Annotated in this window: 29 protein-coding genes; 16 read left to right on the forward strand and 13 right to left on the reverse strand. The window is 56.8% G+C overall.

Annotated elements, in window-relative coordinates:
* The first annotated feature begins 197 nt into the window (after positions 1 to 197).
* The 9 genes from ACR3EQ_RS04830 (at position 198) to ACR3EQ_RS04870 (ending at position 7,654) form a co-directional block, all read left to right on the forward strand.
* Positions 198 to 1,040 (forward strand): DUF2059 domain-containing protein, encoded by an 843-nt coding sequence (locus ACR3EQ_RS04830; RefSeq protein ID WP_170615051.1) that lies wholly within the window; start codon positions 198 to 200, stop codon positions 1,038 to 1,040.
* Entirely contained in the window at positions 1,040 to 1,840 is an 801-nt protein-coding gene (locus ACR3EQ_RS04835; RefSeq protein ID WP_170615050.1) for a DUF2059 domain-containing protein, read from the forward strand. The genes ACR3EQ_RS04830 and ACR3EQ_RS04835 overlap by 1 nt, the downstream gene beginning before the upstream one ends.
* A gap of 207 nt (positions 1,841 to 2,047) precedes the next feature.
* The gene (locus tag ACR3EQ_RS04840) at positions 2,048 to 2,659 is read left to right on the forward strand and encodes a 50S ribosomal protein L21 (protein WP_480489958.1); all 612 of its coding nucleotides are present in this window, start codon (positions 2,048 to 2,050) and stop codon (positions 2,657 to 2,659) included.
* An 11-nt stretch (positions 2,660 to 2,670) separates the two neighbouring features.
* Entirely contained in the window at positions 2,671 to 2,940 is a 270-nt protein-coding gene (gene rpmA, locus ACR3EQ_RS04845; RefSeq protein ID WP_010440093.1) for a 50S ribosomal protein L27, read from the forward strand.
* 96 nt (positions 2,941 to 3,036) lie between these two features.
* The gene (locus ACR3EQ_RS04850; RefSeq protein ID WP_480489960.1) at positions 3,037 to 3,645 is read left to right on the forward strand and encodes a LysE family translocator; all 609 of its coding nucleotides are present in this window, start codon (positions 3,037 to 3,039) and stop codon (positions 3,643 to 3,645) included.
* Positions 3,642 to 4,178: a GNAT family N-acetyltransferase gene (locus tag ACR3EQ_RS04855; RefSeq protein WP_170615047.1), complete on the forward strand. Its 537-nt coding sequence runs from the start codon at positions 3,642 to 3,644 to the stop codon at positions 4,176 to 4,178. The genes ACR3EQ_RS04850 and ACR3EQ_RS04855 overlap by 4 nt, the downstream gene beginning before the upstream one ends.
* A gap of 37 nt (positions 4,179 to 4,215) precedes the next feature.
* Positions 4,216 to 5,250, forward strand: a complete 1,035-nt coding sequence (gene obgE, locus ACR3EQ_RS04860; RefSeq protein WP_170806342.1) for a GTPase ObgE — start codon at positions 4,216 to 4,218, stop codon at positions 5,248 to 5,250.
* Positions 5,238 to 6,344: a glutamate 5-kinase gene (gene proB, locus ACR3EQ_RS04865; RefSeq protein WP_170615045.1), complete on the forward strand. Its 1,107-nt coding sequence runs from the start codon at positions 5,238 to 5,240 to the stop codon at positions 6,342 to 6,344. The genes obgE and proB overlap by 13 nt, the downstream gene beginning before the upstream one ends.
* A gap of 47 nt (positions 6,345 to 6,391) precedes the next feature.
* Positions 6,392 to 7,654 carry a glutamate-5-semialdehyde dehydrogenase gene (locus ACR3EQ_RS04870; RefSeq protein ID WP_480489962.1) on the forward strand — a complete coding sequence of 421 codons (1,263 nt, stop codon included), beginning with the start codon at positions 6,392 to 6,394 and terminating at the stop codon, positions 7,652 to 7,654.
* On the opposite strand, the gene ACR3EQ_RS04875 is transcribed toward ACR3EQ_RS04870, so the two are convergent.
* Positions 7,651 to 8,247, reverse strand: a complete 597-nt coding sequence (locus ACR3EQ_RS04875; protein ID WP_170618987.1) for a histidine phosphotransferase family protein — start codon at positions 8,245 to 8,247, stop codon at positions 7,651 to 7,653. The genes ACR3EQ_RS04870 and ACR3EQ_RS04875 overlap by 4 nt on opposite strands.
* A 42-nt stretch (positions 8,248 to 8,289) precedes the next feature.
* Here ACR3EQ_RS04875 and ACR3EQ_RS04880 point away from each other — a divergent pair, with 42 nt between their 5' ends.
* The 5 genes from ACR3EQ_RS04880 (at position 8,290) to tsf (ending at position 12,084) form a co-directional block, all read left to right on the forward strand.
* A complete protein-coding gene (locus ACR3EQ_RS04880; protein ID WP_170615042.1) occupies positions 8,290 to 8,472 on the forward strand; it encodes a DUF3553 domain-containing protein in 183 nt (60 codons plus the stop codon).
* Positions 8,473 to 8,581: 109 nt separating this feature from the next.
* Complete coding sequence (gene olsB, locus ACR3EQ_RS04885) at positions 8,582 to 9,337, forward strand: L-ornithine N(alpha)-acyltransferase (protein ID WP_170615041.1); 756 nt, start codon at positions 8,582 to 8,584, stop codon at positions 9,335 to 9,337.
* Between the two features lie 4 nt (positions 9,338 to 9,341).
* Positions 9,342 to 10,178: a lyso-ornithine lipid O-acyltransferase gene (gene olsA, locus ACR3EQ_RS04890; RefSeq protein WP_170615040.1), complete on the forward strand. Its 837-nt coding sequence runs from the start codon at positions 9,342 to 9,344 to the stop codon at positions 10,176 to 10,178.
* Between the two features lie 168 nt (positions 10,179 to 10,346).
* Entirely contained in the window at positions 10,347 to 11,132 is a 786-nt protein-coding gene (rpsB, locus tag ACR3EQ_RS04895) for a 30S ribosomal protein S2 (protein ID WP_170615039.1), read from the forward strand.
* Between the two features lie 76 nt (positions 11,133 to 11,208).
* Positions 11,209 to 12,084, forward strand: a complete 876-nt coding sequence (gene tsf / locus ACR3EQ_RS04900) for a translation elongation factor Ts (protein ID WP_170615038.1) — start codon at positions 11,209 to 11,211, stop codon at positions 12,082 to 12,084.
* A 383-nt stretch (positions 12,085 to 12,467) separates the two neighbouring features.
* On the opposite strand, the gene ACR3EQ_RS04905 is transcribed toward tsf, so the two are convergent.
* On the reverse strand, positions 12,468 to 13,223 hold the full coding sequence (locus tag ACR3EQ_RS04905; RefSeq protein WP_170615037.1) for an autoinducer binding domain-containing protein: 756 nt from the start codon (positions 13,221 to 13,223) through the stop codon (positions 12,468 to 12,470).
* Positions 13,220 to 13,672: a type II 3-dehydroquinate dehydratase gene (aroQ, locus tag ACR3EQ_RS04910; protein WP_170615036.1), complete on the reverse strand. Its 453-nt coding sequence runs from the start codon at positions 13,670 to 13,672 to the stop codon at positions 13,220 to 13,222. The genes ACR3EQ_RS04905 and aroQ overlap by 4 nt, the downstream gene beginning before the upstream one ends.
* A gap of 175 nt (positions 13,673 to 13,847) precedes the next feature.
* Between aroQ and ACR3EQ_RS04915 the strand changes: the two genes are divergently transcribed.
* Positions 13,848 to 15,077 carry a serine hydrolase domain-containing protein gene (locus tag ACR3EQ_RS04915; protein ID WP_170615035.1) on the forward strand — a complete coding sequence of 410 codons (1,230 nt, stop codon included), beginning with the start codon at positions 13,848 to 13,850 and terminating at the stop codon, positions 15,075 to 15,077.
* A gap of 51 nt (positions 15,078 to 15,128) precedes the next feature.
* Complete coding sequence (locus tag ACR3EQ_RS04920) at positions 15,129 to 15,998, forward strand: acyl-CoA thioesterase (RefSeq protein WP_170615034.1); 870 nt, start codon at positions 15,129 to 15,131, stop codon at positions 15,996 to 15,998.
* 252 nt (positions 15,999 to 16,250) lie between these two features.
* Here ACR3EQ_RS04920 and ACR3EQ_RS04925 read toward each other — a convergent pair whose 3' ends face one another.
* The 10 genes from ACR3EQ_RS04925 to gmk form a co-directional block, all read right to left on the reverse strand.
* A complete protein-coding gene (locus ACR3EQ_RS04925; protein ID WP_480489966.1) occupies positions 16,251 to 17,480 on the reverse strand; it encodes an acyl-CoA dehydrogenase in 1,230 nt (409 codons plus the stop codon).
* Between the two features lie 125 nt (positions 17,481 to 17,605).
* Positions 17,606 to 18,295 (reverse strand): phosphate regulon transcriptional regulator PhoB, encoded by a 690-nt coding sequence (gene phoB / locus ACR3EQ_RS04930; protein WP_170806354.1) that lies wholly within the window; start codon positions 18,293 to 18,295, stop codon positions 17,606 to 17,608.
* Positions 18,296 to 18,307: 12 nt separating this feature from the next.
* Positions 18,308 to 19,009 carry a phosphate signaling complex protein PhoU gene (gene phoU / locus ACR3EQ_RS04935; RefSeq protein ID WP_170615031.1) on the reverse strand — a complete coding sequence of 234 codons (702 nt, stop codon included), beginning with the start codon at positions 19,007 to 19,009 and terminating at the stop codon, positions 18,308 to 18,310.
* A gap of 16 nt (positions 19,010 to 19,025) precedes the next feature.
* Positions 19,026 to 19,823, reverse strand: a complete 798-nt coding sequence (gene pstB / locus ACR3EQ_RS04940) for a phosphate ABC transporter ATP-binding protein PstB (protein ID WP_170677121.1) — start codon at positions 19,821 to 19,823, stop codon at positions 19,026 to 19,028.
* Between the two features lie 12 nt (positions 19,824 to 19,835).
* A complete protein-coding gene (pstA, locus tag ACR3EQ_RS04945) occupies positions 19,836 to 21,197 on the reverse strand; it encodes a phosphate ABC transporter permease PstA (RefSeq protein ID WP_170615029.1) in 1,362 nt (453 codons plus the stop codon).
* On the reverse strand, positions 21,194 to 22,666 hold the full coding sequence (pstC, locus tag ACR3EQ_RS04950; RefSeq protein ID WP_480489967.1) for a phosphate ABC transporter permease subunit PstC: 1,473 nt from the start codon (positions 22,664 to 22,666) through the stop codon (positions 21,194 to 21,196). Before pstC ends, pstA begins: the two co-directional genes overlap by 4 nt.
* Before the next feature lie 83 nt (positions 22,667 to 22,749).
* Positions 22,750 to 23,790 (reverse strand): substrate-binding domain-containing protein, encoded by a 1,041-nt coding sequence (locus ACR3EQ_RS04955; protein WP_170615027.1) that lies wholly within the window; start codon positions 23,788 to 23,790, stop codon positions 22,750 to 22,752.
* 182 nt (positions 23,791 to 23,972) lie between these two features.
* Positions 23,973 to 25,034 carry an ATP-binding protein gene (locus ACR3EQ_RS04960; protein WP_170615026.1) on the reverse strand — a complete coding sequence of 354 codons (1,062 nt, stop codon included), beginning with the start codon at positions 25,032 to 25,034 and terminating at the stop codon, positions 23,973 to 23,975.
* 34 nt (positions 25,035 to 25,068) lie between these two features.
* Positions 25,069 to 25,593 (reverse strand): gamma carbonic anhydrase family protein, encoded by a 525-nt coding sequence (locus ACR3EQ_RS04965; RefSeq protein WP_170615025.1) that lies wholly within the window; start codon positions 25,591 to 25,593, stop codon positions 25,069 to 25,071.
* Positions 25,590 to 26,231 carry a guanylate kinase gene (gene gmk / locus ACR3EQ_RS04970; protein ID WP_170615024.1) on the reverse strand — a complete coding sequence of 214 codons (642 nt, stop codon included), beginning with the start codon at positions 26,229 to 26,231 and terminating at the stop codon, positions 25,590 to 25,592. The genes ACR3EQ_RS04965 and gmk overlap by 4 nt, the downstream gene beginning before the upstream one ends.
* Between the last annotated feature and the right edge of the window lie 11 nt (positions 26,232 to 26,242).

A 26,242-nucleotide genomic window follows, 5' to 3' on the forward strand; every position in this document is an offset into this window, starting at 1 on the left:
CTAATTTGCGTAAACATACTGCAAACCAAGCGGTTTTCGAGACCGCCCCGTTCGACCACTCCGGCACCTCTCCGCGGGGGTCTGTGAGGGGGGGGATTTAGTGAGGAACGCGCAGGGGTGCAAGCGGAAAATTCCCGAATTTCGAATTGGACTGATTTTCCATTGCCTGTCATTCTAAATCACCTAGGCTCTTACTCATGATGAAGCTTGTTCGAAACGTCCTTCTGTCCGTGCTGATGCCGTTGATTGCGGTGGCAGCTATGGCGCAATCGCCTTCTGCTGCCAGCAGGGACCGGATTGAGGCCTTCCTGACAACGACCGGGTTTGATGTTGCGCTGGAAAGTATAGCTCTGACGTCGGCGTCAGCCCCCAAAATGCTTGGTATCGATCCTGAGGGGTTCGGATCGGACTGGACGCGCCTGGCGGAAGAAGTTTTTGACCTCAAGGATATGCACGAAATCGCCGTATCAATCCTTGAACAGACGTTGAGCGACGACTCGTTGAACCACGCCGTAGAGTTTTATGCGTCGGACCTCGGCCAACGGCTTGTCGAGGCTGAAAATGCCTCTCATCTGTACGAAGACGAGGACGACAAACAAAAACAGGGGCAGGAGATCATTTCAGAGCTTGTCAAAGACGGCTCGCACAGGGTCGAAACCCTGAAGCGCATGAATCGTGCCGTCGATTCAAGTGGAACCGCCCTTCGTGCGCTGCAGGAAGTGCAACTGCGCTTTCTTTTGGCGGCCAGCGCGTCTGGAGTTATCGACCTGCAGTTCAGCGCCGATGAATTGCGGGAAATGCTGCGCCGTAACGAAAGTGGGATGCGTCAGGCGATGCAATTGTCGGCTCTGGCAGGCGCCGCATATACTTATCAGGACTTCTCGGACGAGGATGTCGAAGCCTACACAAAAGCTCTTGAGCATCCGCAAATGCAGGAAGTTTATGAGCTGCTGAATGCAATTCAATACGAAATCATGGCCATGAAATTCGAAATTCTGGCGGCCCGGATGGCAGAATTGCATCCAGCTCAGGATATCTGATGCGTCTTGTTATAGGATTACTTATTGGACTGTTTGCATGCGGAACGGTCGCTGCATCCGAAAAGGTGGATCAACTTGCCGAGGCATTGCAGCTGAGCCAAATCATGGAGATCCTTCGGAAGGAAGGTCAGGCGCACCGGCAGGAACTGGATGAAACCCATCTGGACCAAAAGGGCGGCTCATTCCTGGAAGCGCAAGTCGAGGATATTTACGACACCGTCTGGATGCAGTCCCAGATAACCTCGGCCCTGACCGAGAATCTGACCAGCGTTCAGATGGATCAGGCTATTCTGTTTTTCGAAAGCGCTGTCGGCAAAACTGTGGTGTCACTGGAAAACTCGGCGCGGGATGCAATCTCGGACGAAACGATCGAGGAGATGGCCCGGCACGCGTATGAAAATGAGCCCCGCGACGACAAGTTCTTCAAGCTGGTGGATGAGTACATTCAGGTCAATGACCTGATCAATCAGAACGTTCAGAACTCTCTCAGCGCTGATTTCTTTTTCTTTCGCGGCCTTGATCTGGAAGAAAGCCAGGATGACGCCGAACTCTGGGCCCAGCTATTGGCGCAGACAAAGGAAAGGACTGAGGACGCTACCGTTTGGCTGTATTCCTTCCTTCTTCTGGCCTATCAACCCCTGACCGAGGCGCAAATGCGAGAGAACATCGCCTTTTCCCGTACAGACACAGGCCGAGCCCTGAACAAGGCGCTGTTTACGGGGTTTGACCAGATGTTTGACGAGATTTCGTATCAACTGGGCAGGGCGGTTGCGCACTCGATGAGGGCATCCGATCTTTAGCACCGCATTGGTGTTGACTTTCTCGGGCAATCTATGGATAAGCGCGCATCCCGGCCGGAATCTCCGCGCCGGGTCTCGTTATTATTTGACCTCAGGGTTTTGCCCTTAGGTCGTCACACAGCCCGAAAAGGGCGCGCTGTTCGAGGTGGCTTCGGCCAAAACGCCCACAAGGGGACCACAGAACGCGGTTTGGAAAAGGAAAGACGCATGTTTGCGGTCCTCAAGACTGGCGGCAAGCAGTACAAAGTTCAGGCGGGCGACGTGCTCCGCGTTGAAAAACTGGCTGCCGACGCAGGTGAAAAAGTTCAATTCAACGATGTTCTGATGCTGGGCGGCGACGCTCCGGTTGTCGGCGCACCGTTCATCGAAGGCGCAGGCGTTCAGGCCGAAGTGATCGAACAGGTCAAAGGTGACAAGGTCATCAAGTTCGTCAAGCGCCGTCGTAAGCACAGCTCGAAGCGTACTGTCGGCCACCGTCAGAAACTGACTCTGGTCAAAATCACCGACATCTTGGCGTCGGGTGCTGACAAGTCGGGCATCAAAGCTGCAACCGGTTCCGCTCCGGCTGGTGAAGCTGCTCCGGCGGCAAAAAAGCCTGCCAAGAAAGCTGAAGCCAAAGCAGAGGCACCCGCTGCCGCCGCTGACGATCTGACCCAGCTGAACGGTGTTGGTCCTGCCGCTGCCAAAAAGCTGGCCGAGGCCGGTATCGAGAGCTTTGCCGCTCTGGCCGCCTTGTCGGACGAGCAGATTGCTGCTATCGAAACGGTCAAAGTGAAACCCGAATGGGTTGAGCAGGCCAAAGAGCTGGCCAAAGGCTAAGGAGAGAGAGAATGGCACATAAAAAAGCTGGCGGTTCCTCCCGTAACGGTCGCGACTCAGCAGGTCGTCGCCTTGGCGTGAAACTCTATGGTGGTCAGGCCGCCATTGCAGGCAACATCATCGTGCGTCAGCGCGGCACCAAGTTCTGGCCGGGCGAAGGCGTAGGCATGGGCAAAGATCACACCATCTTTGCAACTGTCGATGGCGCCGTGAAGTTCCACAAAGGCCTCAAAAACCGCACCTTTATTTCGGTCCTGCCAGTGGCGGAGGCCGCAGAGTAAGCCGAAACCCAGAAGGTTTAATAAAAAATTCATGGGGGACCGGCAGAAAATGCCGGTCCCTTTTTCGTTTTAACGCAGTCGTGATCACCAGAACCGATGACAGTCGCCACCACCAGTTTCCTTATCTTTGCCGCCAGTCAGGTCGGCACGCCGGGACCGGCCAACATGGTCCTGCTCGGAACCGGTGCGCGTTATGGCTTTCGGGCGGCGTTGCCGTTTGTGGCCGGCGTCATATTGGGCAAACAACTGATCATTTGGCCCGTGGGTTTTGGGCTGCTGCAATTGGCTGAACAGGCGCCCCTGGTGTTTTCTGTCCTGAAATACGCTTCAGCGGCCTATATTTGCTGGCTTGCGTGGAAAATTGCGAACTTGCGTCTGTCGCGTGGTTCTACGCGTGAAGCCGCTCCGGGGTTCTGGGCGGGGCTGATTGTTCACCCGCTGAATCCCAAGGCCTGGGCGATGATCGTCGCCGGGTTTACCGGTTTTGTTGCTGCCGGAACGTCGAGTTTTGACGCGACGTTCACGATCGCTCTCTGCTTATTGTCCTGCCAGGTGATTTTGCACCCGATTTGGACATTTGCCGGAGATAGAATTGCCCATGCGGTTGAAGGTCGCCCGGTGGAAAAATATCTGATGTGGACGTTGGCGAGTTTGACAGTTGCGTCCGTATTTTTTGTGTTGTTCGGAGGAGGAACGAACTCATGAAGCTTGAGACTATAATCAATCAGCCGGTCATTGAAACCGAGCGGTTCGATCTGCGCCCGCTGCGCAGGTCGGATATGGGTCTCATCGAGTATTATGCAGGCGAAAAACGCGTGGCGCGCATGACGACGTCGATCCCGCACCCGTTGCCGCCCGGCTCGGTCGAGGCATTTGTGACCCGCTCAATGGCTGACGACCGCGACGAGGATGTCTGGGCCATGGACGCCACCAAGGATGGCGGGCCTGAGCTGATCGGTGTGATCTCACTGATGCGGCTGGATCGGAATCAGTCCGAGGTCGGATACTGGGTCGCGCCCCTGTATTGGAACACTGGCATCGCCTCTCAGGCCGTCGAGGCCCTGGTCAATGCCAACCCGCTCGAGAACGCCACCATGTTCGCCAGCGTGTTTCAGGACAATCCGGCTTCGGCCCGGGTGCTGACACATTGCGGGTTCCAGTATCTGGGTGATGCGGAAAGCTATTCGGTGGCGCGCGACGCGAATGTGCCCACCTGGACATACAGCAAAAAACTCTGACTTGTGGCCGATGGGGCCTTTGCAGTAGGGGACAGTCATGAAATTTCTCGATCTTGCAAAGGTCTACATCCGGTCCGGGGCCGGCGGTGGCGGGTGCGTCAGCTTTCGGCGCGAAAAGTACATTGAATACGGCGGTCCCGATGGCGGAGACGGCGGTAAAGGCGGGTCTGTCTGGGCCGAGGTCGTGGACGGGCTCAACACCCTGATCGATTTTCGCTATCAGCAGCATTTCTTTGCCAAGAACGGCCAGCCCGGACGCGGGCAGCAGCGCACCGGCAAAGATGGCGACGACATCGTTTTGCGCGTGCCCGTCGGTACCGAGATTCTGGACGAAGATGAAGAAACGGTCATCTGCGACCTGACCGAGGTTGGCCAGCGCGTACTGTTGGCCAAGGGCGGCAATGGTGGCTTTGGCAACCTGCACTTCAAATCGGCGACAAACCAGGCGCCACGACGGGCGAACCCGGGGCAGGCAGGTATCGACCGCACGATCTGGTTGCGGCTGAAACTGATTGCCGATGTGGGGCTGCTTGGGATGCCCAACGCCGGCAAGTCGACCTTTCTGGCGGCAACGTCGAACGCGCGCCCAAAGATCGCCGACTACCCCTTCACGACACTGCACCCGAACCTGGGGGTCGTGGGCGTCGACAATGTGGAATTCGTCGTGGCCGATATTCCTGGCCTGATCGAAGGTGCCCATGAAGGGCGCGGGATTGGCGACCGCTTTCTGGGCCATGTCGAACGGTGCGCGGTTCTGCTGCATCTGGTTGACGGAACCTCGGAAACTGTGGCCGAGGATTATCGCACCATCATTCACGAACTCGAGGCGTATGGTGGCGAACTGGCGGAAAAGCCGCGCATCACCGTACTGAACAAGGTCGACGCGCTGGATGCCGATGAAACGGAAATGGTCAAGGCCGAACTGGAAGAGGCGGTTGGCGGCCCCGTCATGACCATGTCGGGCGTCGCGCATCTGGGTGTGACCGAGGTGCTCCGCGCCCTGAGAACGCAGATCGACGAAGACCGCCTGCGCCAAAAGCCCAACGAGGAGGCACAAGCTTGGCAACCCTGACCACTGCAAAACGTTTGGTTGTCAAAATCGGGTCCGCGTTGCTGGTGGACCGCGAGACGGGCCTGCTTCGATCCGAGTGGCTACGCTCTCTGGCCGAGGATGTGGTCTGGCTCAAGAATCAGGGCACGGATGTCATTCTGGTGTCCTCGGGCTCAATCGCTCTGGGGCGTGGCGTGTTGGGCCTGCCTATGGCCAACCTGCCGTTAGAGCAGTCGCAGGCCGCTGCAGCTGTCGGTCAGATTCGGCTGGCCCGTGCGTATGAAGAAGTACTTGCGCCTCATGACATCAAAACCGCTCAGGTTCTGGTGACGCTGGAAGACAGCGCAAACCGGCGCCGTTACCTGAACTCGCGGGCGACGCTTGAGACGCTGTTGAGCCTGGGCGTGGTCCCGATCGTCAATGAAAACGATACCGTTGCAACGGATGAAATTCGCTATGGCGACAATGACCGTCTGGCCGCGCAGATTGCTGTGACGGTTGGGGCCGACCAGCTGATCCTGTTGTCTGATGTTGACGGGTTCTACACCGGAAATCCCAACGACGACCCGAAGGCGACCCGCTATGACGTGATCGAACAGATCACGCCCGAGATTGAGGCCATGGCAGGCGATGCGGGTTCCGGGCTGTCAAAGGGCGGTATGAAGACGAAACTTTTGGCTGGCAAGATGGCAATCGCCGCCGGCTGCGATATGGCGATTACCGAAGGTTCCCCGCTGAACCCGCTGAAAACGCTCGAGAACGGCGCAAATTGCACATGGTTCACGGCGACATTGGATCCGCACGCCGCGCGCAAACGCTGGATTTCGGCGATGAAGCCGCGCGGAGAAATCAAAGTGGACGAGGGGGCAGCGCGTGCGCTGGCCAACGGCAAAAGCCTGCTGCCAGCAGGTGTTATCGAAGTGACCGGTGATTTCGGGCGTGGCGATCCCGTAGCGATTCTGGATCCCGTGGCGCGGCGTCTGGCGCAGGGCCTAAGCCGTTACACTGCGCAGGAAGCCGATGCGATAAAGGGGCGCAAATCTTCGGAAATCGAGGCGACGCTCGGTTATCCGGGCAGGGCCGCCCTGATCCATCGCGACGATCTGGCGCTATAGTGACGTTCCCCGCAACGCAGAACACTCGGACCTGAAAGGCACATGACATGAAGGATTTCGACACCATTCCCGCCCTGATGGCCGATCTCGGAAAACGCGCCAAGCAAGCGTCGAACGCGCTTGGGTTTGCCAGCGCCGAACGTAAACACGCTGCGCTGATTGCAGCCGCCGATGCGGTTTGGGAAAACCGCGCGCAAATCATTGAGGCCAACCGGAAAGACCTGGAGTTTGGTCGCGAAAAGGGCCTGAGCGCCGCCATGATGGACCGCCTTATGCTGGATGAGGACCGTGTCCGCGGCATGGTCGACGGTTTGCGCGCCGTCGCTGAACAGCCAGATCCCGTGGGCGAAGTTCTGTCTGAATGGGATATGGCGTCGGGTCTGAATATTCAGCGTGTGCGCACACCGCTTGGCGTGATCGGTGTGATCTATGAAAGCCGGCCAAACGTAACCGCCGATGCCGGTGCACTTTGCCTGAAATCCGGCAATGCCGTGATTCTTCGGGGCGGTTCCGAGAGCTTTCACTCGTCGACAGCGATCCACGCCTGCCTTGTTGAGGGTCTTAAAGCCGCCAACCTGCCCGAGGACGCGATACAGTTGATCCCGACCCGGGATCGGGCTGCGGTTCAGGAACTGTTGACCATGACCGATTACGTGGATGTCATCGTCCCCCGCGGCGGCAAGGGTCTTGTAGGGCTGGTGCAACGCGAAGCACGTGTGCCTGTTTTTGCGCATCTCGAAGGCATCGTTCACATCTACGTGGACAAGGCTGCCGATCCCCAAAAAACGCTGGATGTGGTCCTGAACGCCAAGACGCGACGCACCGGCATTTGTGGCGCTGCAGAATGTCTTCTTGTTCACGAGGACGTTGCGAAGACACTGGGACGCGACGTTGTATCCGCCTTGATGGCGGCCGGTGTCGAAGTCCATGCCGAGGGCGATCTGGCCATCGAAGGCACAATCGCCGCGACCGATGAGGATTGGGGCAAGGAGTTCCTCGACAGCATTATCGCGGCAAAACCGGTTGCCGACATCGACGCGGCCATCGCGCATATCCGGGCCAATGGCTCAAACCATACCGATTGCATCATGACCGAGGACGCCGACGCAGCCGCGCGTTTTTTCGAGCGGTTGGACAGTGCTATTCTGATGCACAATGCCTCAACTCAGTTTGCCGACGGCGGGGAATTCGGAATGGGCGCTGAGATCGGGATTGCCACCGGCAAGATGCATGCACGCGGCCCGGTGGGGGCAGCGCAATTGACCAGCTTCAAGTATCTTGTTCGCGGGAACGGGACGACCCGAACCTAAAAGCGCAAAGCAACCCGGGTTGCGGAAGTTTCAACCGCAATCCGCCGTCCCATGGCCGCCGAAGTCTCATGCAGCAGGGCAAACTGCACCTGAGCTGGTGTTATCTTGCCGGGAAACCGACCGGTCGCGACGTGCTTCCACAGATCGCAATCGATATTCAGTTTGTCCGCGTTCCCGGCCACGGTCCATTTCCCGTCATGCAGGGAAATCTCGACCTCGCCTCCCATATGCATTGCACTTTCGCAGCACATCAATGCCAGAAAGGTGAGTTTCACCTGATTGCGGGGTGCGGGTTCGCCCAGGGTCCAATTGATCCGAACGCGGCCTGCGCGTTCGATATCCCGTAACAGATCTGCAATTTCGGTTCGTCCAAGCGGCTGGTCGCCCGCAGCGCCGAACGCCACGCGGAAAAAGCGAATTCTGGCACCGGCGCTGCCGACGCTGCCGGAAATCAACTCCATCTCAGGACCTTGCACGCTGCCAACCATCTCAAGCAGTTCCAGCCCGTTGGTGATCGCACCTATAGGGCTGATCAGATCGTGACAGATCCGGGAACCGATCAACTCGGCCAGGTTGACGTCCGTGCCGCCCATGCGTACCTCCTGCTGTATCTGCCGCCGGACCGGAGCCACCGCATGACAGACCTCAATGCTATTCTTGCACCGGGCATGTATGTCCGCCACCCGGATTTCCCCGATTGGGGCGTCGGACAGGTTCAGTCCAACATCGCAGGCAAGATCACCGTGAACTTTCGCGAGCAGGGGAAAGTGGTGATTGACGGGACACGTATTGCCCTGGTGCCGGTCTTTGATCTCTGAAACTGGTTTAGGAAAAGTTAACGGAACCTGCCAGAGCAGCGCATGTTGCTAAGCCGCAAAAAACTGCTGTATCAGGCGGACCAGTACCAAAAAGGATCAAACATCGCACATGCCCGACGCAGGCCCATCTTTCACAGTCAAACTTGCCGAAAACGAGGCGGAGCTTCGGGCGGCGCAGCGGCTACGCTATGACGTGTTCGTGCGCGAGTTGGGCGGCGGTGGGCGGATGGTTGACCATGATGCCGGTTTGGAGCAGGACAGCTTCGATCCGCATTTCGATCACATGCTGGCTTATGACGATACGACGGGCGAAGTGATTGGTGTCTATCGGTTGTTGCCCGGTGATCGGGCTGCTGAACTGGGGCAGTTCTACTCGGAAGATGAATATGATCTGACTGTCCTGAAAGAAAGCGGGCGCAAGCTGCTGGAACTTGGGCGATCGTGCCTGCACCCCGATTATCGGGGCGGCACGGCGATGTATTACATCTGGAATGGACTTGCGAAATACGTTGAAGACCGCAACATCGAAGTTCTGTTTGGTGTCGCCAGTTTTCACGGCACGGATGTTCAGGCGCTTGCTCAACCCCTGTCGATGCTGCATCACAACCATCTGGCACCACCTGATCTGCGGGTACGTACCCAGCCAGGTGTCTTTCAGGACATGAACCTTGTCGCCCCCGAGGATCTGGATCGGCGTGCTGCCATGGTGCAGGTGCCATCACTCATCAAAGCGTACCTGAGGCTGGGCGGATTTGTGGGCGAGGGGGCCTTTATTGATCATGCCTTCAACACCACCGATGTCTGCCTGATCCTGGACACAGCCCGCATGAACCAGCGTCAAAAGCGCATCTACAGCGGGGCGTAATCCTGTGAACGACCCGCTTTGGAATAGCGAGAATGCGCCGGATCCCATCCGATTGGGTCTGGGCGGTTGGCTTCTGGTGATCCTGCGCGGGCTGCCTTTGGCGGTTTTGGTGTTTGGTGGTCTGATCATCCTTTTGGCCCTTCGCCTGATCGAACGGCCACTTTACGACGTTCGAAGGCCGGTTACACCTTTCATCACACAGTTCGTCTGCAGGAATGCATTTCGAATACTCGGAATGGGGTATAGAACCTCAGGCGAATTGATGCGGGAACAAGGCGCGGTTGTGGCAAATCACACCTCTTGGCTGGACATTTTCGCACTCAATGCGCGCAAGCGCGTCTACTTTGTTTCCAAGGCCGAAGTTGCCAAATGGCCCGGCATTGGGTGGCTGGCCCGCGCAACCGGCACCGTGTTCATTGAACGTGACCGAAAGAAAGCGCGCGAGCAGACCAAGGTGTTCGAAACCCGACTGAAAGCCGGGCACAAGCTGTTGTTTTTCCCCGAAGGCACCTCGACTGATGGTTTGCGTGTTTTGCCATTTAAAACAACACTTTTCGAGGCGTTCTTTACAAAAGAATTGCGAGAGTTCATGTATGTCCAGCCGGTCACGGTGGTTTTCCATGCACCGGATGGGCGGCCTGCGCGGTTTTATGGCTGGTGGGGCGACATGGATTTCGGACCGCACCTTCTCAAGACACTCGGCGCACACAAGCAAGGCTCGGTTGAGTTGATCTATCACGCCCCCGCAAAAGTCAGCGACTTTGAGAACCGCAAGGCTTTGGCTGCACATTGCGAGGAGGCGGTTCGGCACGCACATAGCCTGGCGCGGCTCGAAAAATAAGGGCGAAAGACCCTTGCGCTGCCACTCAACCTGCCGTATACGCGCGCCATTCAAACCCGCAGGCGGGGTTTGGCCTTTTTGAGGGAGACATCCTCATCAAGACCGCCGGTTGGAGCATCCGCTTCTTTCACCCCCGCCGAGGCGTAAACCGGAAAAGGAAAGTAAAGCATGGCTCTTCCCGAGTTCACCATGCGTCAGCTGCTGGAAGCTGGCGTTCACTTTGGTCACCAGACACAGCGTTGGAATCCCCGCATGGGCCCGTTCATTTACGGCTCGCGCAATGGCATCCACATCATGGACCTGACCCAGACCGTTCCGATGCTGGATCAGGCTCTGCAGGCTGTTCGTGACACGGTCGCAAAAGGTGGCCGCGTTCTGTTCGTTGGCACCAAGCGTCAGGCTGCTCAGCCGATCGCTGAAGCCGCTGAAAAGTCGGCGCAGTACTATATGAACCACCGCTGGCTGGGCGGCACCCTGACCAACTGGAAAACCGTTTCCCAATCGATCAACCGTCTGAACCAGATCGACGAAGCAATGGAATCGGGCGCCGAAGGCCTGACCAAGAAAGAGCGTCTGGGCATGGAGCGTGACCAGTCCAAGCTGCAGGCTTCGCTGGGCGGTATCCGCGAGATGGGCGGCGTTCCTGATCTGCTGTTCGTCATCGACGTCAAGAAAGAAGCACTGGCCATCGCCGAAGCCAACAAGCTGGGTATCCCGGTTGTGGCAGTTGTCGACACCAACTGCTCGCCCGACGGCGTTGATTACATCATCCCCGGCAACGACGACGCTGCACGCGCAATCGCTCTGTACTGCGATCTGGCCGCACGCGCCGCACTGGACGGCATGACCGCTCAGATGGGTGCTGCGGGCGTTGACCTGGGTGCGTTCGAAGAAGCTCCGGTTGAAGAAGCCGTTGCTGAAGAGGCCGAAGCAGAAGCACCTGCTGAAGCGTAAGCTGCCCGTCACCAAAATGACATATGGGGCAGGGTAGACCTGCCCCAATTCCGTTTGAATTGAGGAGAGCCAAAAGATGGCAATCACAGCAGCAATGGTTAAAGAACTGCGCGACTCGACCGGCGCAGGCATGATGGACGCAAAAAAAGCGCTGACCGAAACCGGCGGCAACATGGACGAAGCCGTTGACTGGCTGCGCACCAAGGGCCTGGCCAAAGCGGCTAAGAAATCTGGCCGTACCGCGGCAGAAGGTCTGGTTGCAGTTCACGTGGACGGTGGCACCGGTGTCGCTGTCGAAGTGAACTCGGAAACCGACTTCGTTGCGAAGAATGGCGAGTTCCAGGAAATGGTTGGCAAAATCGCCTACGCCGCCGAAGGCGTGGACAATGTCGAGGCGCTGCTGGCTGCTGATCTGGGCGGCAAGACCGTTGCCGACACGCTGACCGACAAGATCGCCACCATCGGAGAAAACATGTCGGTTCGCCGCATGGCCAAACTGTCGGGCGACACCGTTGTGTCTTACGTGCACAACGCTGCCACCAATGGCATGGGCAAAATCGGTGTTCTGGTTGCTCTGACCGGTGGTGACGAAGCAATCGGCAAACAGGTTGCAATGCACATCGCAGCTGTAAACCCGGCGGCCCTGTCCGAAGATGATATGGACCCGGCTGTTGTCGAGAAGGAAAAGCAGGTTCAGATGGACATCGCCCGCGAATCCGGCAAGCCCGAGCAGGTGATCGAAAAGATGATCGTAGGCCGCATGAAGAAATTCGTCGCAGAATCGACTTTGCTGAACCAGCAGTTCGTTGTGAACCCTGACCTGACTGTTGAAGCCGCTGCCAAAGAAGCTGGCGCGACCATCACCGGCTTCGTCCGTCTGGAAGTGGGTGAAGGCATCGTTGTCGAAAAAGAAGACTTCGCAGCCGAAGTGGCCAAGGCTGCTCAGGGCTGAGAATGCGGGGTATCAACAGATACCCCCACTAAGAAATAGGAACCGGTTACGTGAAAGCGTGACCGGTTTTTTGTATTCCGGATGCACGTACGCAGAACGCTGCCGACTACCGCAAAATTGGAGAAAAGGTTGATTGAGGGGCCCCGCATGATGGGGATGGTCGAGGCCCCCCAAAATTTCCGACTCAACTACGTGGACCAATAGACGCATTTGAGTCAGAGCGACCGGAGAGCCCTGGTATTGCAAAGATCCGATCAATTGTTCCCTGGCTAAAGCCACCACTCACGGAACACTCTCACTTTGCAACTTATGGTAAGGATTCGGAAAGTCATGATTTCCTTACCTAAGGTAAATTGACGCAATTTAGCGTCAAAATTGATGCGTTATGCCTCCATAACGAACATCTGGTTCTGCAGCGAAGCTTTCAGGACAGCCTGCGCTGTTGTTTCAACTGCAAGTGACTCGCGCGCGAGCCTGAGGTGCTTTTCTACTGTCGCTGAAGTCAGCCCCATGAGCAGAGCAATATCCTGCGTTGTCTTGCCATCGCCGACCCATTGCAGCGCCTCACGCTGGCGCTTTGTCAGGGCCCGGTTGGGGGCGTGATAGGGCAGTGTCAGGATCTTCAGATGGGCGACATTGTTCATCAGCAGAATGTCTTCGCCGTGCTCATCCCATATCGCGTCAACATCATCCTGGCTCAGATCACTTCCGGCCGCCAGAGAGATTGCGCCCTTGGTGCGCATCGACACGGAATTGAAGCTGACAGTATATCCGGCAACAACGCCCATGGACTTGTTGAAATCCAGAACCTGCTTCTCCTGAGGAGACAACGAACCGTTGCTCTGCGAAGATTGTGCCAGATTCCAACTTTGCGCACCCTCATTGTTCAGCGCCCATTTCAACATTGGCGCATGGAAATACAGTCCACCCTGCAAAAAACCATCCAAATACGCCCGGCCGTGGTTTGTGAGGATGACAAAATCTTCGGGGTCTCCCAGCGACGTTTCTGTCCGGAACAACGTGTAGCCGTACAAAAGACGCTCGAACCCAAACTCAGCCATTTGACGGCAGTGTGCGTCCCATAGCTCTTCCAGAGTTTTCGTATAGCTCAGGAAATGAAGATATTCTTTCAGGTTCACGCCGCGCCACCTCCGTCATTGAGATGCGAAGCCAACGCATCCAAAGCCAGCACATAGCTTTGCGCCCCAAATCCGCAAATCTGACCAAGCGCCGCCTTGGCGATGTAGGACTTGTGGCGGAAGGATTCTCGCGCATGAATGTTTGACAGGTGGACCTCAATCGTCGGCAGCTCGACCGACGAAATCGCGTCCAGCAATGCAATTGAAGTGTGCGTATAGGCGCCGGCGTTCAGTACCAGCCCATCATAAACCCCACGCGCCGCGTGGATGGCATCAATAAGCGCGCCTTCGTGGTTGGACTGAAGATGTGATACTGACAGCCCAATCGACTTTCCATGCGCTATGCACAGATCTTCGACGTCTTTCAAAGTGACGCTGCCGTAAATCTCAGGTTGCCGCGTACCCAGCAAATTGAGGTTTGGCCCATTTAATACCAGAATTTTGCGCATTATTTTACTGTCCCCATAACAGTTTGATAAACGTGAAATGGGGAAGATGTCTACATGCCATTGTTGTATAAAAATATGTAATAACTCCGTTGCGATACATACAAAACGGCGGCCGACACCTGCATTGGCTGGCTGGAGCAGCGAAATCCGCAATACAACACAGGTTTGGAAATACATGGCACGCCAGTCGACACTTGACCCTGACAGGACGCAACACATCCGCCACTGGATGCAACGCTATGTCGATCAGCGCAAATACGCAGGTTCTTCGTTGTTGCTGATCCAGGGCGGTAGAGAGGCGTTTTTCCATACCTGCGGGCATCGGGATCTTGCGCGCGAACTGCCTTTTGAACGTGACACAGTGGTTCGAATTTATTCGATGACCAAACCGATCACGTCCGTCGCCATCATGATGCTGGTTGAACGCGGTTTGTTTCCTCTGAACGCGCTGGTATCTGACTTTTTGCCCGAGTTCGCGGATATGCAGGCGCTTGTGTCTGACGCAACAAGGATTGATCAGACAGAACCTGCCACGACCCCGACGGTGCACCAGCTACTGACACACACAAGTGGCCTTAGCTATTCCTTTAACCCCGGAATACTGCCGGAAGCCATGGAAGCGCAGGAACTATTTTTCAAGCCGGATCAGGGCTTTCTGGCGGACAACGTAACAAAACTCGCGACCCTGCCACTGGCGTTCCAACCAGGGACCAGGTGGGAATACTCCGTCGCGACAGACGTTCTTGGCCGGATCGTCGAAATCGTATCCGGACAGTCCTTGGACGGGTTCCTTCTGCAAAGTGTTTTTGACCCATTGGGCATGACAAAGACCGGTTTTTCAGTCCCACATGGAGCATCCAGCAGATTTGCGTCGCTTTACACCCCCTTGGCTGGCGATGCCATGGCCCTCAATTCCGCCGATGTCGGGGAAAACAGCCTGCGGCTTGTAGACGAAGCCGGGAAATCTCCGTTTGAACGCGCGACGATGTATTCCGGAGGTGGCGGTCTGGTAAGCACGATCGATGACTATGCCCGTTTCGCGGAAATGCTGCGAAATCGGGGGCAGGGGAACGGCCACCGCCTGTTGGGCCCCAAGACCGTTGAGTTTATGATGCATAACCAATTGCCGGGTGACATCGCATCGATGGGCCCGCGCAGTTTTGCGGAACAACCAATGGAGGGAATGGGGTTTGGACTTGCGGGCGCTGTTGTTATCCAACCGGGTCGCACCCGGGTTGCCGGGTCCCAAGGGGATTTCAGTTGGGGCGGAATGGCTTCTACGTTTTTCTGGATCGACTACCAGAACGATCTGACTTCGGTGTTCTTCACACAGTTGTCTCCTTCTAGTTCGTACCCGTCCCGTGCCGAGCTAAAATCACTGGTTTTGGGTACAATCATTGAATGACCGGTCGGCGACTGTTACTTCGCCTGAAGAAATACACCAGTGAGACACAATATGACCGAAGCCGAGCGTATCCTTCTTGATCTTCTCAACGTTGAAAGGCTTGAACAAGACCTGTTTCGGGGCACCGGATCCGGCGGGGAAACCCCAACAAGAGTTTTCGGCGGTCAGGTCATAGCTCAAGCACTGGCTGCGGCATACAGGACAGTGGACGACCGGCTATGCCATTCGCTTCATGCGTATTTCATACGACCCGGAAATCCTGATATTCCGATAATATATCAAGTGGATAGAGCACGAGATGGAGGTTCTTTCACGACTCGCCGGGTTGTAGCAATCCAGAACGGGAAACAAATCCTGAACTTGTCGGCGTCATTTCATATTCAGGATGATGGGTGGGATCACCAACATCCCATGCCAGAGTCGAATTCACCGAACTCGTATCCCGCGCGATCAGAGTTGTATCACAAGTTGCTGGATCAAGTTCCGAAACGGCTGCATGGCGAACTGCTTCGGGAACGTCCGATTGAAGTTCGTGAGGTCAATCACCACAGCCCGATCCATCCGGTGAAATCCGATGACCGCAACCAAATCTGGTTTCGCATGTCAGCAGCGGCTGACACTGATCCAATCACACAACATCTGTTGTTGGCCTACGCGTCAGACATGTACCTGATGACGTCAGGGATGCGGCCGCATGGCCTGAGCTGGTATACTGGCGAAGTCAACAGCGCCAGCCTAGATCATGCGTTGTGGTTCCATGCACCGGTTCACTTCGAGAACTGGCATTTGTATTCGATGGATTCACCTTGGACAGGCCGTGGTCGCAGTTTTAACCGCGGTTCGATCTTTTCTCAGAATGGCGAACTTGTGGCTTCTGTCGCACAGGAAGGCCTGATGCGGAAGGCTGTCAAACAAGGTTAGAGATCTCTTCTAACCGATTGTTATGATGTTAGACTACTTTTGATTAGCAACGTGTCACCAAGAACGTGTCACCAGGAACGCGAAGGAGGCTTTTTACCATAATACCGATTATGCGTACTAACGTATCTTGTGAAATTGACGGTCAAGCTGACGGCAACTCACAAACCTCTGAATAAAATCTTACCAACGACAACCACCCGGCTGCCAAAATAGCAGCCGACTGGCAGAATGTTCACCGTCGAAATCCGGCGCTTAGAAAAACGCCTGCAAGCCGGTTTGCGCCCGCCCCAGGATCAATGCATGGACATCGTGAGTGCCTTCATAGGTATTCACGGTCTCCAGATTGACCATGTGGCGAATAACGTGAAACTCCAGAGAGATACCGTTGCCACCGTGCATGTCGCGTGCCAGACGCGCGATATCCAGAGCTTTGCCACAATTGTTGCGCTTCACGATCGAAATCATTTCCGGCGCAGCTTCGGCCTGGTCCATCAGGCGTCCGACCCGCAGGCTGGCCTGCAGCCCCAGCGCGATTTCGGTTTGCATGTCGGCCAGTTTGCGCTGGAACAATTGCGTTTGCGCCAAGGGACGATTGAATTGCTTGCGGTCCAGTCCATACTGGCGTGCGCCATGCCAGCAGCATTCCGCTGCCCCCATGACTCCCCAGCTGATGCCGTATCTTGCGCGGTTCAGACAGCCGAATGGACCTTTCAGACCCTGAACATGGGGCAGCAATGCGTCTTCACCAACCTCTACGCCATCCAGAACGATTTCACCGGTGATTGATGCACGCAGGCTCAGCTTGTTCTGAATCTTAGGGGCGCTTAGACCCTTGAGGCCTTTTTCAAGCACAAAACCGCGAATTTTGCCGTCATGCGCATCGGATTTGGCCCAGACAACAAACACATCCGCGATCGGTGCATTGGAAATCCACATCTTGCTGCCGGTCAACCGATAGCCGCCATCGATCTCTTCTGCGCGGGTCTTCATGCCTGCCGGGTCCGAACCCGCGTCCGCCTCGGTCAGACCGAAACAACCAATCCACTCTCCGCTGGCCAGCTTGGGCAGGTATTTTTGCCGCTGTTCTTCACTGCCATAGGCATAGATCGGATACATCACCAGTGAGCTTTGCACCGACATCATCGATCGATAGCCGGAATCCACACGCTCGACTTCACGCGCCACCAGCCCGTACGAGACATAGCCGGCACCGATCCCGCCATATTCTTCGGGAATCGTGGTGCCCAGCAAACCCATTTCGCCCATCTCGCGAAAGATCTCGGGGTCTGTCTTTTCCTCCTCGAACGCCTGCGTAATCCGGGGTTGCAGCTTTTCCTGAGCATAAGCACGGGCGCTGTCCGCAATCATGCGTTCGTCTTCGTTCAGCTGATCAGACAGGCGAAAAGGATCATCCCAGGCAAATTTACCAAGATCCGGCGTATCCTTGGCGCGCAAGGTGGGTTTGGGGGTCGGGGCGTTCATGATCATTCTCCGCTCAGTCGGCTTCGCGGCAAAATAACCCGGAGCGCTGGCAAAAGACAGCAAGAGTTTAGCAATCACCCATGAGTGAATCGCATAGTTTCTGACCGGGCCGCCCTGCCCTTTGCTCAGCCCAAGGCGTAGCCAGCACCACGTACCGTGCGCACCGGATCGTCGCCCCCATGCTGTGTCAAAGCCTTGCGCAGGCGTCCGATATGCACGTCAACTGTTCTGGTATCGACATAAATGTCCCGCCCCCAGACCCGGTCCAGCAATTGCTCGCGGCTCCAGACCCGGCCTGGCTTTTCCATGAAAGTGCTGAGCAGGCGAAACTCGGTCGGGCCAAGTTTCAGCGGTTTGCTGTCGCGGCTGACTTTGTGTGTCTCGGAGTCCAGAACGATGTCGTCATACTCCAGCCGCAGACCAACCGTCGCCGGACGCACACGCCGCAGTTGGGATCGCACCCGTGCCATGAGTTCGACGACTGAATACGGCTTGACCACATAGTCATCCGCGCCGGTTTCCAGCCCACGCACCTTGTCCACCTCTTCCGTACGGGCCGAAAGCATGATGATCGGAATGGAGCGCGTATCCGGCCGGGTTTTCAGACGCCGACAGACTTCGATCCCGCTGAGATGTGGCATCATCCAGTCTAGCACGATGATGTCCGGGCTATCCTCATCGACCAGCAGCAGGGCTTCGTCACCGTTGGCGGCTTTTGAGACGCGAAACCCTTCTGCTTCAAGATTGTAGGCCAGCACTTCGCGCTGCGCGGGTTCATCCTCGACAACCAGAACTGTGGGCTGATCAGCGGACATGATCGCGATCTCCTAGACGGTTTGCGAGGTGATATCAGCCTTGGGCCGCGCCTCGGAGGGTCGTTCACCGGTCACGAGATAAACAACCTGCTCAGCGATTGCAGTGACATGGTCGCCCATACGCTCGATGTTCTTGGCGATGAAATGCAAATGCATACACGACGAAATATTGCGCGGATCCTCGGCCATGAACGTCAGGAATTCGCGGAACAGACCGTTATACATCTGGTCCACCTCTTCGTCCCGTTCGATCACGTCGGCCGCCAGTTCGGCGTCGCGCTGGATATAGGCATCCAGGGCGTCACGCAGCATACGCTCGACCTCGCGCGCCATACGGCGCAGAGCCGCAGCGCTGCCGTTGATCTCGCCTGCGTTGACCAGAACCGTGGTACGCTTGGCAATGTTCTTGGAGTAATCGCCAATGCGTTCCAGGTTGGCCGAAACCTTCAGGACCGACAACACCAGCCTCAGATCGCCGGCCGTCGGGGACCGCAGCGCAATCAGACGCGCGGTTTCTTCGTTGATCAGTTCTTCAAGCGCGTCAATGGCCTTGTCGCCCTGCCGGACTTGCTGCGCCAGTTCCTCGTCGCGCGTCTCAAGCGAGCGGGCCGAGCTCATGATTGCGGCCTCGACCAGACCACCCATCTTCATGATGTGGGCCTGGATCGTTTCAAGGTCGCGGTCGAATGCGGATGCAATATGTTGTTCAGTCATATCTGGTTACCTGTGCTCAGCCGATCCGGCCTGTAATGTAGCTTTCCGTGCGGGGATCCACCGGGTTGGTGAAGATCTGGCCGGTTTCGCCAAACTCGACCAGGTTTCCCAAATGGAAGAAAGCGGTCTTCTGGCTTACACGGGCGGCCTGCTGCATCGAATGGGTCACGATCACCACAGAATATTGCGCGCGCAGCTCATCGATCAGTTCCTCGACTTGCGCCGTTGCAATCGGGTCCAGCGCCGAACAGGGTTCGTCCATCAGCAGAACCTCGGGCTCGGTCGCGACGGCGCGGGCGATGCACAGGCGTTGCTGCTGACCACCGGACAGACCTGTACCCGGGGCATCCAGCCGGTCCTTGACCTCATCCCAGATCGCACCCCGGCGCAAGGATTTCTCAACGATCTCATCCAGTTCTGCCTTGTTCTTGGCAAGGCCGTGGATGCGAGGACCGTAAGCGACATTGTCGTAGATCGACTTGGGGAACGGGTTGGGCTTCTGGAACACCATCCCCACTTTGGCGCGCAGCTGCACCGGGTCGACACGCTTGTCATAGATGTCTTCGCCATCCAACAGGATATCACCTTCGACACGGCAAATGTCGATCGTGTCGTTCATCCGGTTCAGGCAGCGCAGGAAGGTGGATTTGCCGCACCCCGACGGGCCGATGAAGGCCGTCACCTTCTTGTCTTCGATCTCCACGTTCACGTCCTTGATGGCGTGGGCATCGCCGTAATAGACCTGAACGTTTTTCGCGGCGATCTTGATTTCTTCGGAGTCCACGGTTCTCTCCACTCGTGTCATGTCGTTCATTATTGCCTCCACTTACCAGCGGCGTTCAAAGCGGCGGCGCAGGATGACCGCAATCGTGTTCATTGTGACGAGGAAGATCAACAGAATGATGATGCCCCCCCATGCGCGTTCGTAAAAGGCCGGGTCGGCGCGCTTGGACCATTCGTAGATCTGCGCCGGCATGGCCGAGTTCGGGGACAGGAAGCCCGCAACGATGCCGTCGGGCGGGTTCGAGGCGATAAAGCCCACCATTCCGATCAGCAACAGCGGAGCCGTTTCACCCAGCGCCTGCGCCAGACCAATGATGGTTCCGGTCAGAATACCGGGTGCGGCCAGGGGCAGAACATGGTGGAACACCGCCTGCATTTTCGAGGCCCCTACCCCAAGCGCTGCATCGCGGATCGACGGCGGCACGGCCTTCAGCGACGCTCGGGTCGATATGATGATCGTCGGCAAGGTCATCAGCGTCAGCACCAAACCGCCGACCAGCGGAGCGGACGTTGGCAGGTGCATGTAGTTGATGAACACGGCAAGACCCAGGATACCGAACACGATGGACGGAACGGCAGCCAGGTTCGAGATATTCACCTCGATAATATCGGTCAGCCGGTTCTGCGGCGCGAATTCCTCAAGATAGATCGAGGCTGCAACGCCAATCGGCAGCGCCAGCGCCAGCACGACGAACATCATGAACAGCGAACCCAGCATTGAGACGCCGATCCCTGCCGCCTCGGGCCGTTGGTCGGACGCATCAGCACCAAGGATGAAGTCGGGGTTGAACGCCTTGTACAGAACACCGGCATCCCGCAACTGGTCAACGAAATCAAGTTGTTCGACCGAGATGCTCTTGTCGTTGGCAATCGAGTCGCGGGTTACTCGATCTTTCATGTAACCATCAACGCGGCTGTTGGTCAGAAACCGGAAGCTGACCGTATTGCCGATCTCATCAGGATTGGCGATGACGTAGTTCCGCAATTCCGCCTGCGCAGCTTTGGACAGGATACCGCCCATCTGTTTAGGTGTCAGTTCAGTCTGGATGCCCAGTTTTGCAACTTCGGATTCCAGCGCAGACGCGATCAGAGGCGCATAACCAAAGGTCGACACCTTCTTGATGTCCTCAATATTGCGGTTGCCCTTCTTGTCCAACTTGTCGGCCTTCAGGTCGACATCCAGCTCAAGATAGGTTTGCTGAAATGCCCCGGTGCCGGCGGTTACGATATTCGTAACCAGAACGACCAGCATCAGCAGCCCGATACCGATGGCGGCGATACCGTACATCTTGAACCGGCTTTCAGCCGCATTGCGCCGCTTGGTGCGCGCGTCCTTTTCGAACAGCGATCCGTCCTTGGTTTTCGCGGTCGGAGCAGCGCCAGGTGTTTGGGAAATATCGGTCATTCGTACTGCTCCCGGTATTTGCGTACGATGTAGAGGGCGAGGATATTCAGGCCCAGCGTGATCACAAAGAGTGTCAGACCCAGCGCGAACGCGACCAGCGTTTCAGGGCTGGCAAAGTCGGTATCACCTGTCAACTGGCTGACGATCCGAGTGGTGATGGTGGTCATCGCCTCGAATGGGTTGCCCGAGAACTTTGCTATCGCACCGGCGGCCATCACAACGATCATCGTTTCACCAATGGCACGGCTGGCGGCCAGCAGAATTGCCCCGACGATGCCCGGCAGCGCTGCGGGCAGGATCACATTGCGCACGGTTTCCGAATGCGTGGCCCCAAGGCCGAGAGAACCGTCACGCATGGATTGCGGTACAGCGTTGATGATGTCGTCCGACAGCGAGGACACGAACGGAATCAGCATGATCCCCATCACCAGACCGGCCGTCAGAACCGCGTTGGAACTGGCCATCCAGCCCACCCCCAAAGCGCCACCATCACCGAAAAGGGAAACAAGCGCGGGACCAACCGTCAGCAAGGCAAACAAACCGTAAACGATGGTCGGGATACCCGCCAGAATTTCGAGCAGAGGTTTGGCGATCGACCGGGTCGCACCGGATGCATATTCCGACAGGTAAATTGCGGCGAACAGACCGATCGGCACAGCAACCAGCAGCGCAATCAGCGAGATGTATAGCGTGCCCCAGAGCAGCGGCAGAATCGACAGCTCACTTCCGCCACGGAAGTTGGGGGCCCAGGTGGTTCCCAGGAAAAAGTCTTTCCAGGAATGCAGCTGGAAGAAGTTCATGGTCTCGAACAACATCGACAGAACGATGCCGACGGTTGTCAGGATTGCAATCGACGCGGCGAGCAGCAACAGCGCCAGAACCCCCTGCTCGACCACATTGCGAGCCCGGAAATCCTTGTGCGTTCTGATATAGGCAAAAGCGGCACCAAACAGAGCAATCGCCAGAACGACGAACTGCATTGCCACCTTCCCGGTTGACGTCATGCTGCGGTACTTCTGCGCTGCCACCAAAATTGGCTGTGTGATGTCTTGCGTCAGAACCTGTCCGGACTCTTTCAGCGTTTTGGTCAGGGCTTCGATATCGGCATTGCCATCCCGGGCCTGCGGCTCAGCCATCGCGCCAGTGGCCACAGCGCCGTCCAGACCATAAGCCACACGGCGGACCTCGCTCATGACCAAGCCGCGGTCCGAACCCTCGGGGATCGCTTGATCAGGAATAAGGCCGGAAACAGTGCTGTTCACGATCATCGGCTGCACCAGAAGCCAGATGATCAGCACACCCAATGCCGGAACCAAAGCTGTCAGAGCAACGTTGTAGCCATAGTATGATGGCAGAGAATGCAAATCACGGGCCTCTCCGGCCGCGCTTGCCAATGCTCGGGACCGGCCCGCGAAAAATCCAATCACTGCCAGTGCAAGCAGGATAACCAACAGCCAGGATAGCGCCATGAGAACTCCGTAAGTATGGCAGAGTAGGAGTCAAAAGGAACCGGGACGCGAAGAAAACGCCCCGGCTCCGTTCATATGAGTATTTAGGAGCCGCCGCCCAGAACGGTTTCGTTGGCTACTGTTTCCTGTACTTTGACCAGCTCTGGGTCGGATACCAGGCCGTATTCTGCCAGCGGGCCATCGGGGCCTGCGATCTCGTCAGCGACGAAAAACTCGGCATACTCTTTCAGGCCGGGGATTACGCCGATGTGGGCTTTCTTCACGTAGAAGAACAGCGGGCGCGAAACCGGGTATTCGCCGGATGCGATCGACTCGGTCGAAGGAACGATGCCAGACATGGTCGCGACCTGCAGCTTGTCGGTGTTGTTCTCATAGAACGCCAGACCAAAGACGCCGATGCCGTCCTTGTTGCTTTCGATACGGGCCAGGGTTTCGGTGTAGTCGCCGTCGATGTCGACCGAAACGCCGTCGGTACGCAGCGCGATACAGGCTTTTTCAGCTGCTTTCTTGTCGTCGCCGTTGGCAGCCTTGTAGACGTCAAAGTCGCCCAGATGCTCACAACCGGCCAGGATCACCTTGTCTTCGAACACTTCACGGGTGCCGTGCTTGGTGCCCGGGATGAAGGCTGCGATCGGCTGTGCCGGGAAGTTAGGGTTCACGTCGGCCCAGGTTTTGTTCGGGTTGTCGACCAGTTCGCCGTCGACGACGATTTGAGCGGACAGGGCTCTGTACCAGTCTTCCGGCGTGAACTCGAACGAGTTGCCGTTGATGTCGGATGCGAAAACGATGCCGTCATAACCGATCTGAACTTCGATGATGTCCGTCACGCCGTTCTCAGCGCAGGCTTTGATCTCTTTTTCGCGGATGGCACGCGAAGCGTTCGCAACGTCGATGGTGTTTTCGCCTACACCTTCACAAAAACGCTTCAGACCCGCCGAGGAACCGCCCGATTCAACAACCGGTGTCGGGAAGTCAAAGTTTTCACCGAAGGCTTCAGCAACGATCGAAGCGTAAGGCAGCACGGTTGACGAACCGGCAACCTGTACCTGATCACGCGCAGCAGCAGTAGTCGCCGAAACGGCCGCGATGGCCAGTGCAGAAGCCGACAGTTTTACAAAGGACATTTCAGTCTCCTTGACAAAGATATGTAGTGATCATCCCCATGATGATCTTGGGCGAACCTCTAAGAGGCGCGCGTAAGCCTTTTGTGACAGGTGTGTAACAGTTTCATGACAAGCCGGAGGAAAGTTGCATAACTTTGCGCAAAGCTGTCATGCACTCGACGCAAGGCTTCCGTGAGCAGGTTTCAGGTTTCGCTGTGCCCGATGGGAAGGATCACAGTGAACGTTGTGCCCTGCCCCAATTCGCTTTCCACACGCAACCGGCCGCGATGCCGGTTGACGATGTGTTTTACGATCGCCAGCCCAAGTCCCGTCCCCCCCAACTGACGTGACCGGTGGCTGTCGGCCCGATAAAACCGTTCCGTCAGCCGGGGCAAATGTACTGAGTCGATACCTGGCCCCTTGTCCGCCACCTGAACACGCACAGACGGGCCACGTACGGTCGCGTCACGCTCCAAAAGCTCAAGCGTGACATCAACGACGCCGCCGCTGCTGCCGTATTTGATGGCGTTCTCGATAAGGTTGGTGAAGACCTGACGCAGTTGATCGGCATCACCCGGCAGCGACACGGAATCCGGCGGCGCGTTCAGAGACAAAGCGACTTGCACATCCTCTGCCAGCGGGCGCAGCGTATTTATCGTTGATTGCAACAGCCCCGTCAGGTCCACTGCTTCCTTTGGCCGGATACGTTCCTCGCTCTCGACCCGGTTTAGCGACAACAGATCGCCCACCAGACGGTTCATCCGGTTCGCCTCATCCATCATGATCTGCAGGAACCGGTCCCGCGCGGCCTCATCCTTTCGGGCCGGGCCACGCAGTGTTTCAATGAACCCCATCAGGGCGGTCAAGGGGGTGCGCAACTCGTGACTGACATTCGCTACAAAGTCCCGCCGCATCTGGCTGGCCTGTTCCAGATGGCTCACGTCCTGGAAGATGGCCAAAACTGCCCCGCCCGAAACGGCACCGACCCCGTTTACGTATCTGCACTGGACCTCGAACGTGGTGTCCTGCGCACCGTCGTTGGACAGATGCTTTGTTTTCGCGGCCCCTTTCGTGCTCAGGCTTTGCTCCATCGCTTCGATAACCTGAGGCTGCCGCAGGATGGTTGCGAAATGCCGGCCATGAATGTTGCGGCCTAACAGAGTTATGGCATCAGTGTTGGCGGCAACGATCCGCTCTGTCTGGTCGACCATCAATGCTGGCATGGGAATGGCCGAAACAAATTCGTTTAGCTGATTTTCTGCCATTGCTGCAGCCTTTCTACTTGTCTCGTCAAAAGGCCTATGAAATCGGCTTCAGGGATTCACGAAATCTCCGCATATTTTCCTGATAGTGCTGCGCGCTGAGTGTAAGCCGCTGCGCCGTCGCCTCATCCACCTGGCGCACGACCTTTCCGGGCGATCCCATGACCAGGGAATTGTCCGGAATCTCCTTGTTTTCGGTGATCAGCGCCCCGGCCCCGATCAGGCAGTTCTTGCCGATCCTGGCCCCGTTCAGAACGATGGCACCCATCCCGATCAAGGTATTCTCACCGATTGTGCAGCCGTGCAGCATGACCTTGTGGCCAATGGTGCAATTGGCCCCGATGGTCAGCGGGAAACCGGCGTCGATATGCATGACGCAGTTTTCCTGCACATTGCTGCCCGCACCTACGCGAATTTCCTCGTGATCGGCGCGGATGGTGCAGCCGAACCAGACCGAGGCGCCTTGCTCCAGCACGACCTTCCCAATCAAATTGGCGTCGGGCGCAACCCAGGTATCCTCGTGAAGTTGCGGTGTGTGTTCGCCCAGTGCGTAGATGGTCATGACAAACCCTCGAATTCACTTTGCAATGTCCGTACATGATCCTGCAACGCGGGTTGCTGAATGCGGCGCATTCGCTCGGCGCTGACGATCGTCTTCAGCTTTTCTTCGGTTGCATTCAGATCGTCATTGATCAGCACGTAATCGTAATACCCCCAATGGCTGATTTCGTCCCAGCTTTTGAGCATCCGTTTGGCGATCACTTCTTCACTGTCCTGCCCCCGGCTTTCCAACCTGCGACGCAATTCCGGAATCGAAGGCGGAAGAATAAAGATCGAAAGCGCATGTTTGCCCAGATCCGAGTTCCGGATCTGCACCTCACCCTGCCAGTCGACATCGAACAGGACATCCTTGCCACTGTTGATCGACTCGCGAACCGGACCTGCGGGAGAACCATAGAAGTTTCCGAAAACATGCGCGTGTTCCAGCATCTGACCGTCTGAAACCTGCTGACGGAATGTGTCTTCGCTTAAAAAATAGTAGTCGCGCCCGTGTTCTTCGCCCGGTCGCGGCGCGCGGGTTGTTGCCGAAACTGAAAACTCCAGCTCTGTGTCCCAACTCATCAACCGTTTGGCCAGCGTGGATTTGCCCGCGCCCGATGGCGAGGACAGAATGATAAGAAGGCCTCGTCTATCCGCCATATCCTTACGCT

It is taken from the genome of Ruegeria sp. AN11 (assembly GCF_056536005.1).

Coding starts and splice junctions, on each gene's coding strand:
- ACR3EQ_RS04830 (WP_170615051.1), top strand. CDS start 198: ATGATGAAGCTTGTTCGAAACGTCCTTCTGTCCGTGCTGATGCCGTTG.
- ACR3EQ_RS04835 (WP_170615050.1), top strand. CDS start 1,040: ATGCGTCTTGTTATAGGATTACTTATTGGACTGTTTGCATGCGGAACG.
- ACR3EQ_RS04840 (WP_480489958.1), top strand. CDS start 2,048: ATGTTTGCGGTCCTCAAGACTGGCGGCAAGCAGTACAAAGTTCAGGCG.
- rpmA (WP_010440093.1), top strand. CDS start 2,671: ATGGCACATAAAAAAGCTGGCGGTTCCTCCCGTAACGGTCGCGACTCA.
- ACR3EQ_RS04850 (WP_480489960.1), top strand. CDS start 3,037: ATGACAGTCGCCACCACCAGTTTCCTTATCTTTGCCGCCAGTCAGGTC.
- ACR3EQ_RS04855 (WP_170615047.1), top strand. CDS start 3,642: ATGAAGCTTGAGACTATAATCAATCAGCCGGTCATTGAAACCGAGCGG.
- obgE (WP_170806342.1), top strand. CDS start 4,216: ATGAAATTTCTCGATCTTGCAAAGGTCTACATCCGGTCCGGGGCCGGC.
- ACR3EQ_RS04870 (WP_480489962.1), top strand. CDS start 6,392: ATGAAGGATTTCGACACCATTCCCGCCCTGATGGCCGATCTCGGAAAA.
- ACR3EQ_RS04875 (WP_170618987.1), bottom strand. CDS start 8,247: ATGGGCGGCACGGACGTCAACCTGGCCGAGTTGATCGGTTCCCGGATC.
- ACR3EQ_RS04880 (WP_170615042.1), top strand. CDS start 8,290: ATGACAGACCTCAATGCTATTCTTGCACCGGGCATGTATGTCCGCCAC.
- olsB (WP_170615041.1), top strand. CDS start 8,582: ATGCCCGACGCAGGCCCATCTTTCACAGTCAAACTTGCCGAAAACGAG.
- rpsB (WP_170615039.1), top strand. CDS start 10,347: ATGGCTCTTCCCGAGTTCACCATGCGTCAGCTGCTGGAAGCTGGCGTT.
- tsf (WP_170615038.1), top strand. CDS start 11,209: ATGGCAATCACAGCAGCAATGGTTAAAGAACTGCGCGACTCGACCGGC.
- aroQ (WP_170615036.1), bottom strand. CDS start 13,672: ATGCGCAAAATTCTGGTATTAAATGGGCCAAACCTCAATTTGCTGGGT.
- ACR3EQ_RS04915 (WP_170615035.1), top strand. CDS start 13,848: ATGGCACGCCAGTCGACACTTGACCCTGACAGGACGCAACACATCCGC.
- ACR3EQ_RS04920 (WP_170615034.1), top strand. CDS start 15,129: ATGACCGAAGCCGAGCGTATCCTTCTTGATCTTCTCAACGTTGAAAGG.
- ACR3EQ_RS04925 (WP_480489966.1), bottom strand. CDS start 17,480: ATGAACGCCCCGACCCCCAAACCCACCTTGCGCGCCAAGGATACGCCG.
- phoB (WP_170806354.1), bottom strand. CDS start 18,295: ATGTCCGCTGATCAGCCCACAGTTCTGGTTGTCGAGGATGAACCCGCG.
- phoU (WP_170615031.1), bottom strand. CDS start 19,009: ATGACTGAACAACATATTGCATCCGCATTCGACCGCGACCTTGAAACG.
- pstB (WP_170677121.1), bottom strand. CDS start 19,823: ATGAACGACATGACACGAGTGGAGAGAACCGTGGACTCCGAAGAAATC.
- pstA (WP_170615029.1), bottom strand. CDS start 21,197: ATGACCGATATTTCCCAAACACCTGGCGCTGCTCCGACCGCGAAAACC.
- pstC (WP_480489967.1), bottom strand. CDS start 22,666: ATGGCGCTATCCTGGCTGTTGGTTATCCTGCTTGCACTGGCAGTGATT.
- ACR3EQ_RS04955 (WP_170615027.1), bottom strand. CDS start 23,790: ATGTCCTTTGTAAAACTGTCGGCTTCTGCACTGGCCATCGCGGCCGTT.
- ACR3EQ_RS04960 (WP_170615026.1), bottom strand. CDS start 25,034: ATGGCAGAAAATCAGCTAAACGAATTTGTTTCGGCCATTCCCATGCCA.
- ACR3EQ_RS04965 (WP_170615025.1), bottom strand. CDS start 25,593: ATGACCATCTACGCACTGGGCGAACACACACCGCAACTTCACGAGGAT.
- gmk (WP_170615024.1), bottom strand. CDS start 26,231: ATGGCGGATAGACGAGGCCTTCTTATCATTCTGTCCTCGCCATCGGGC.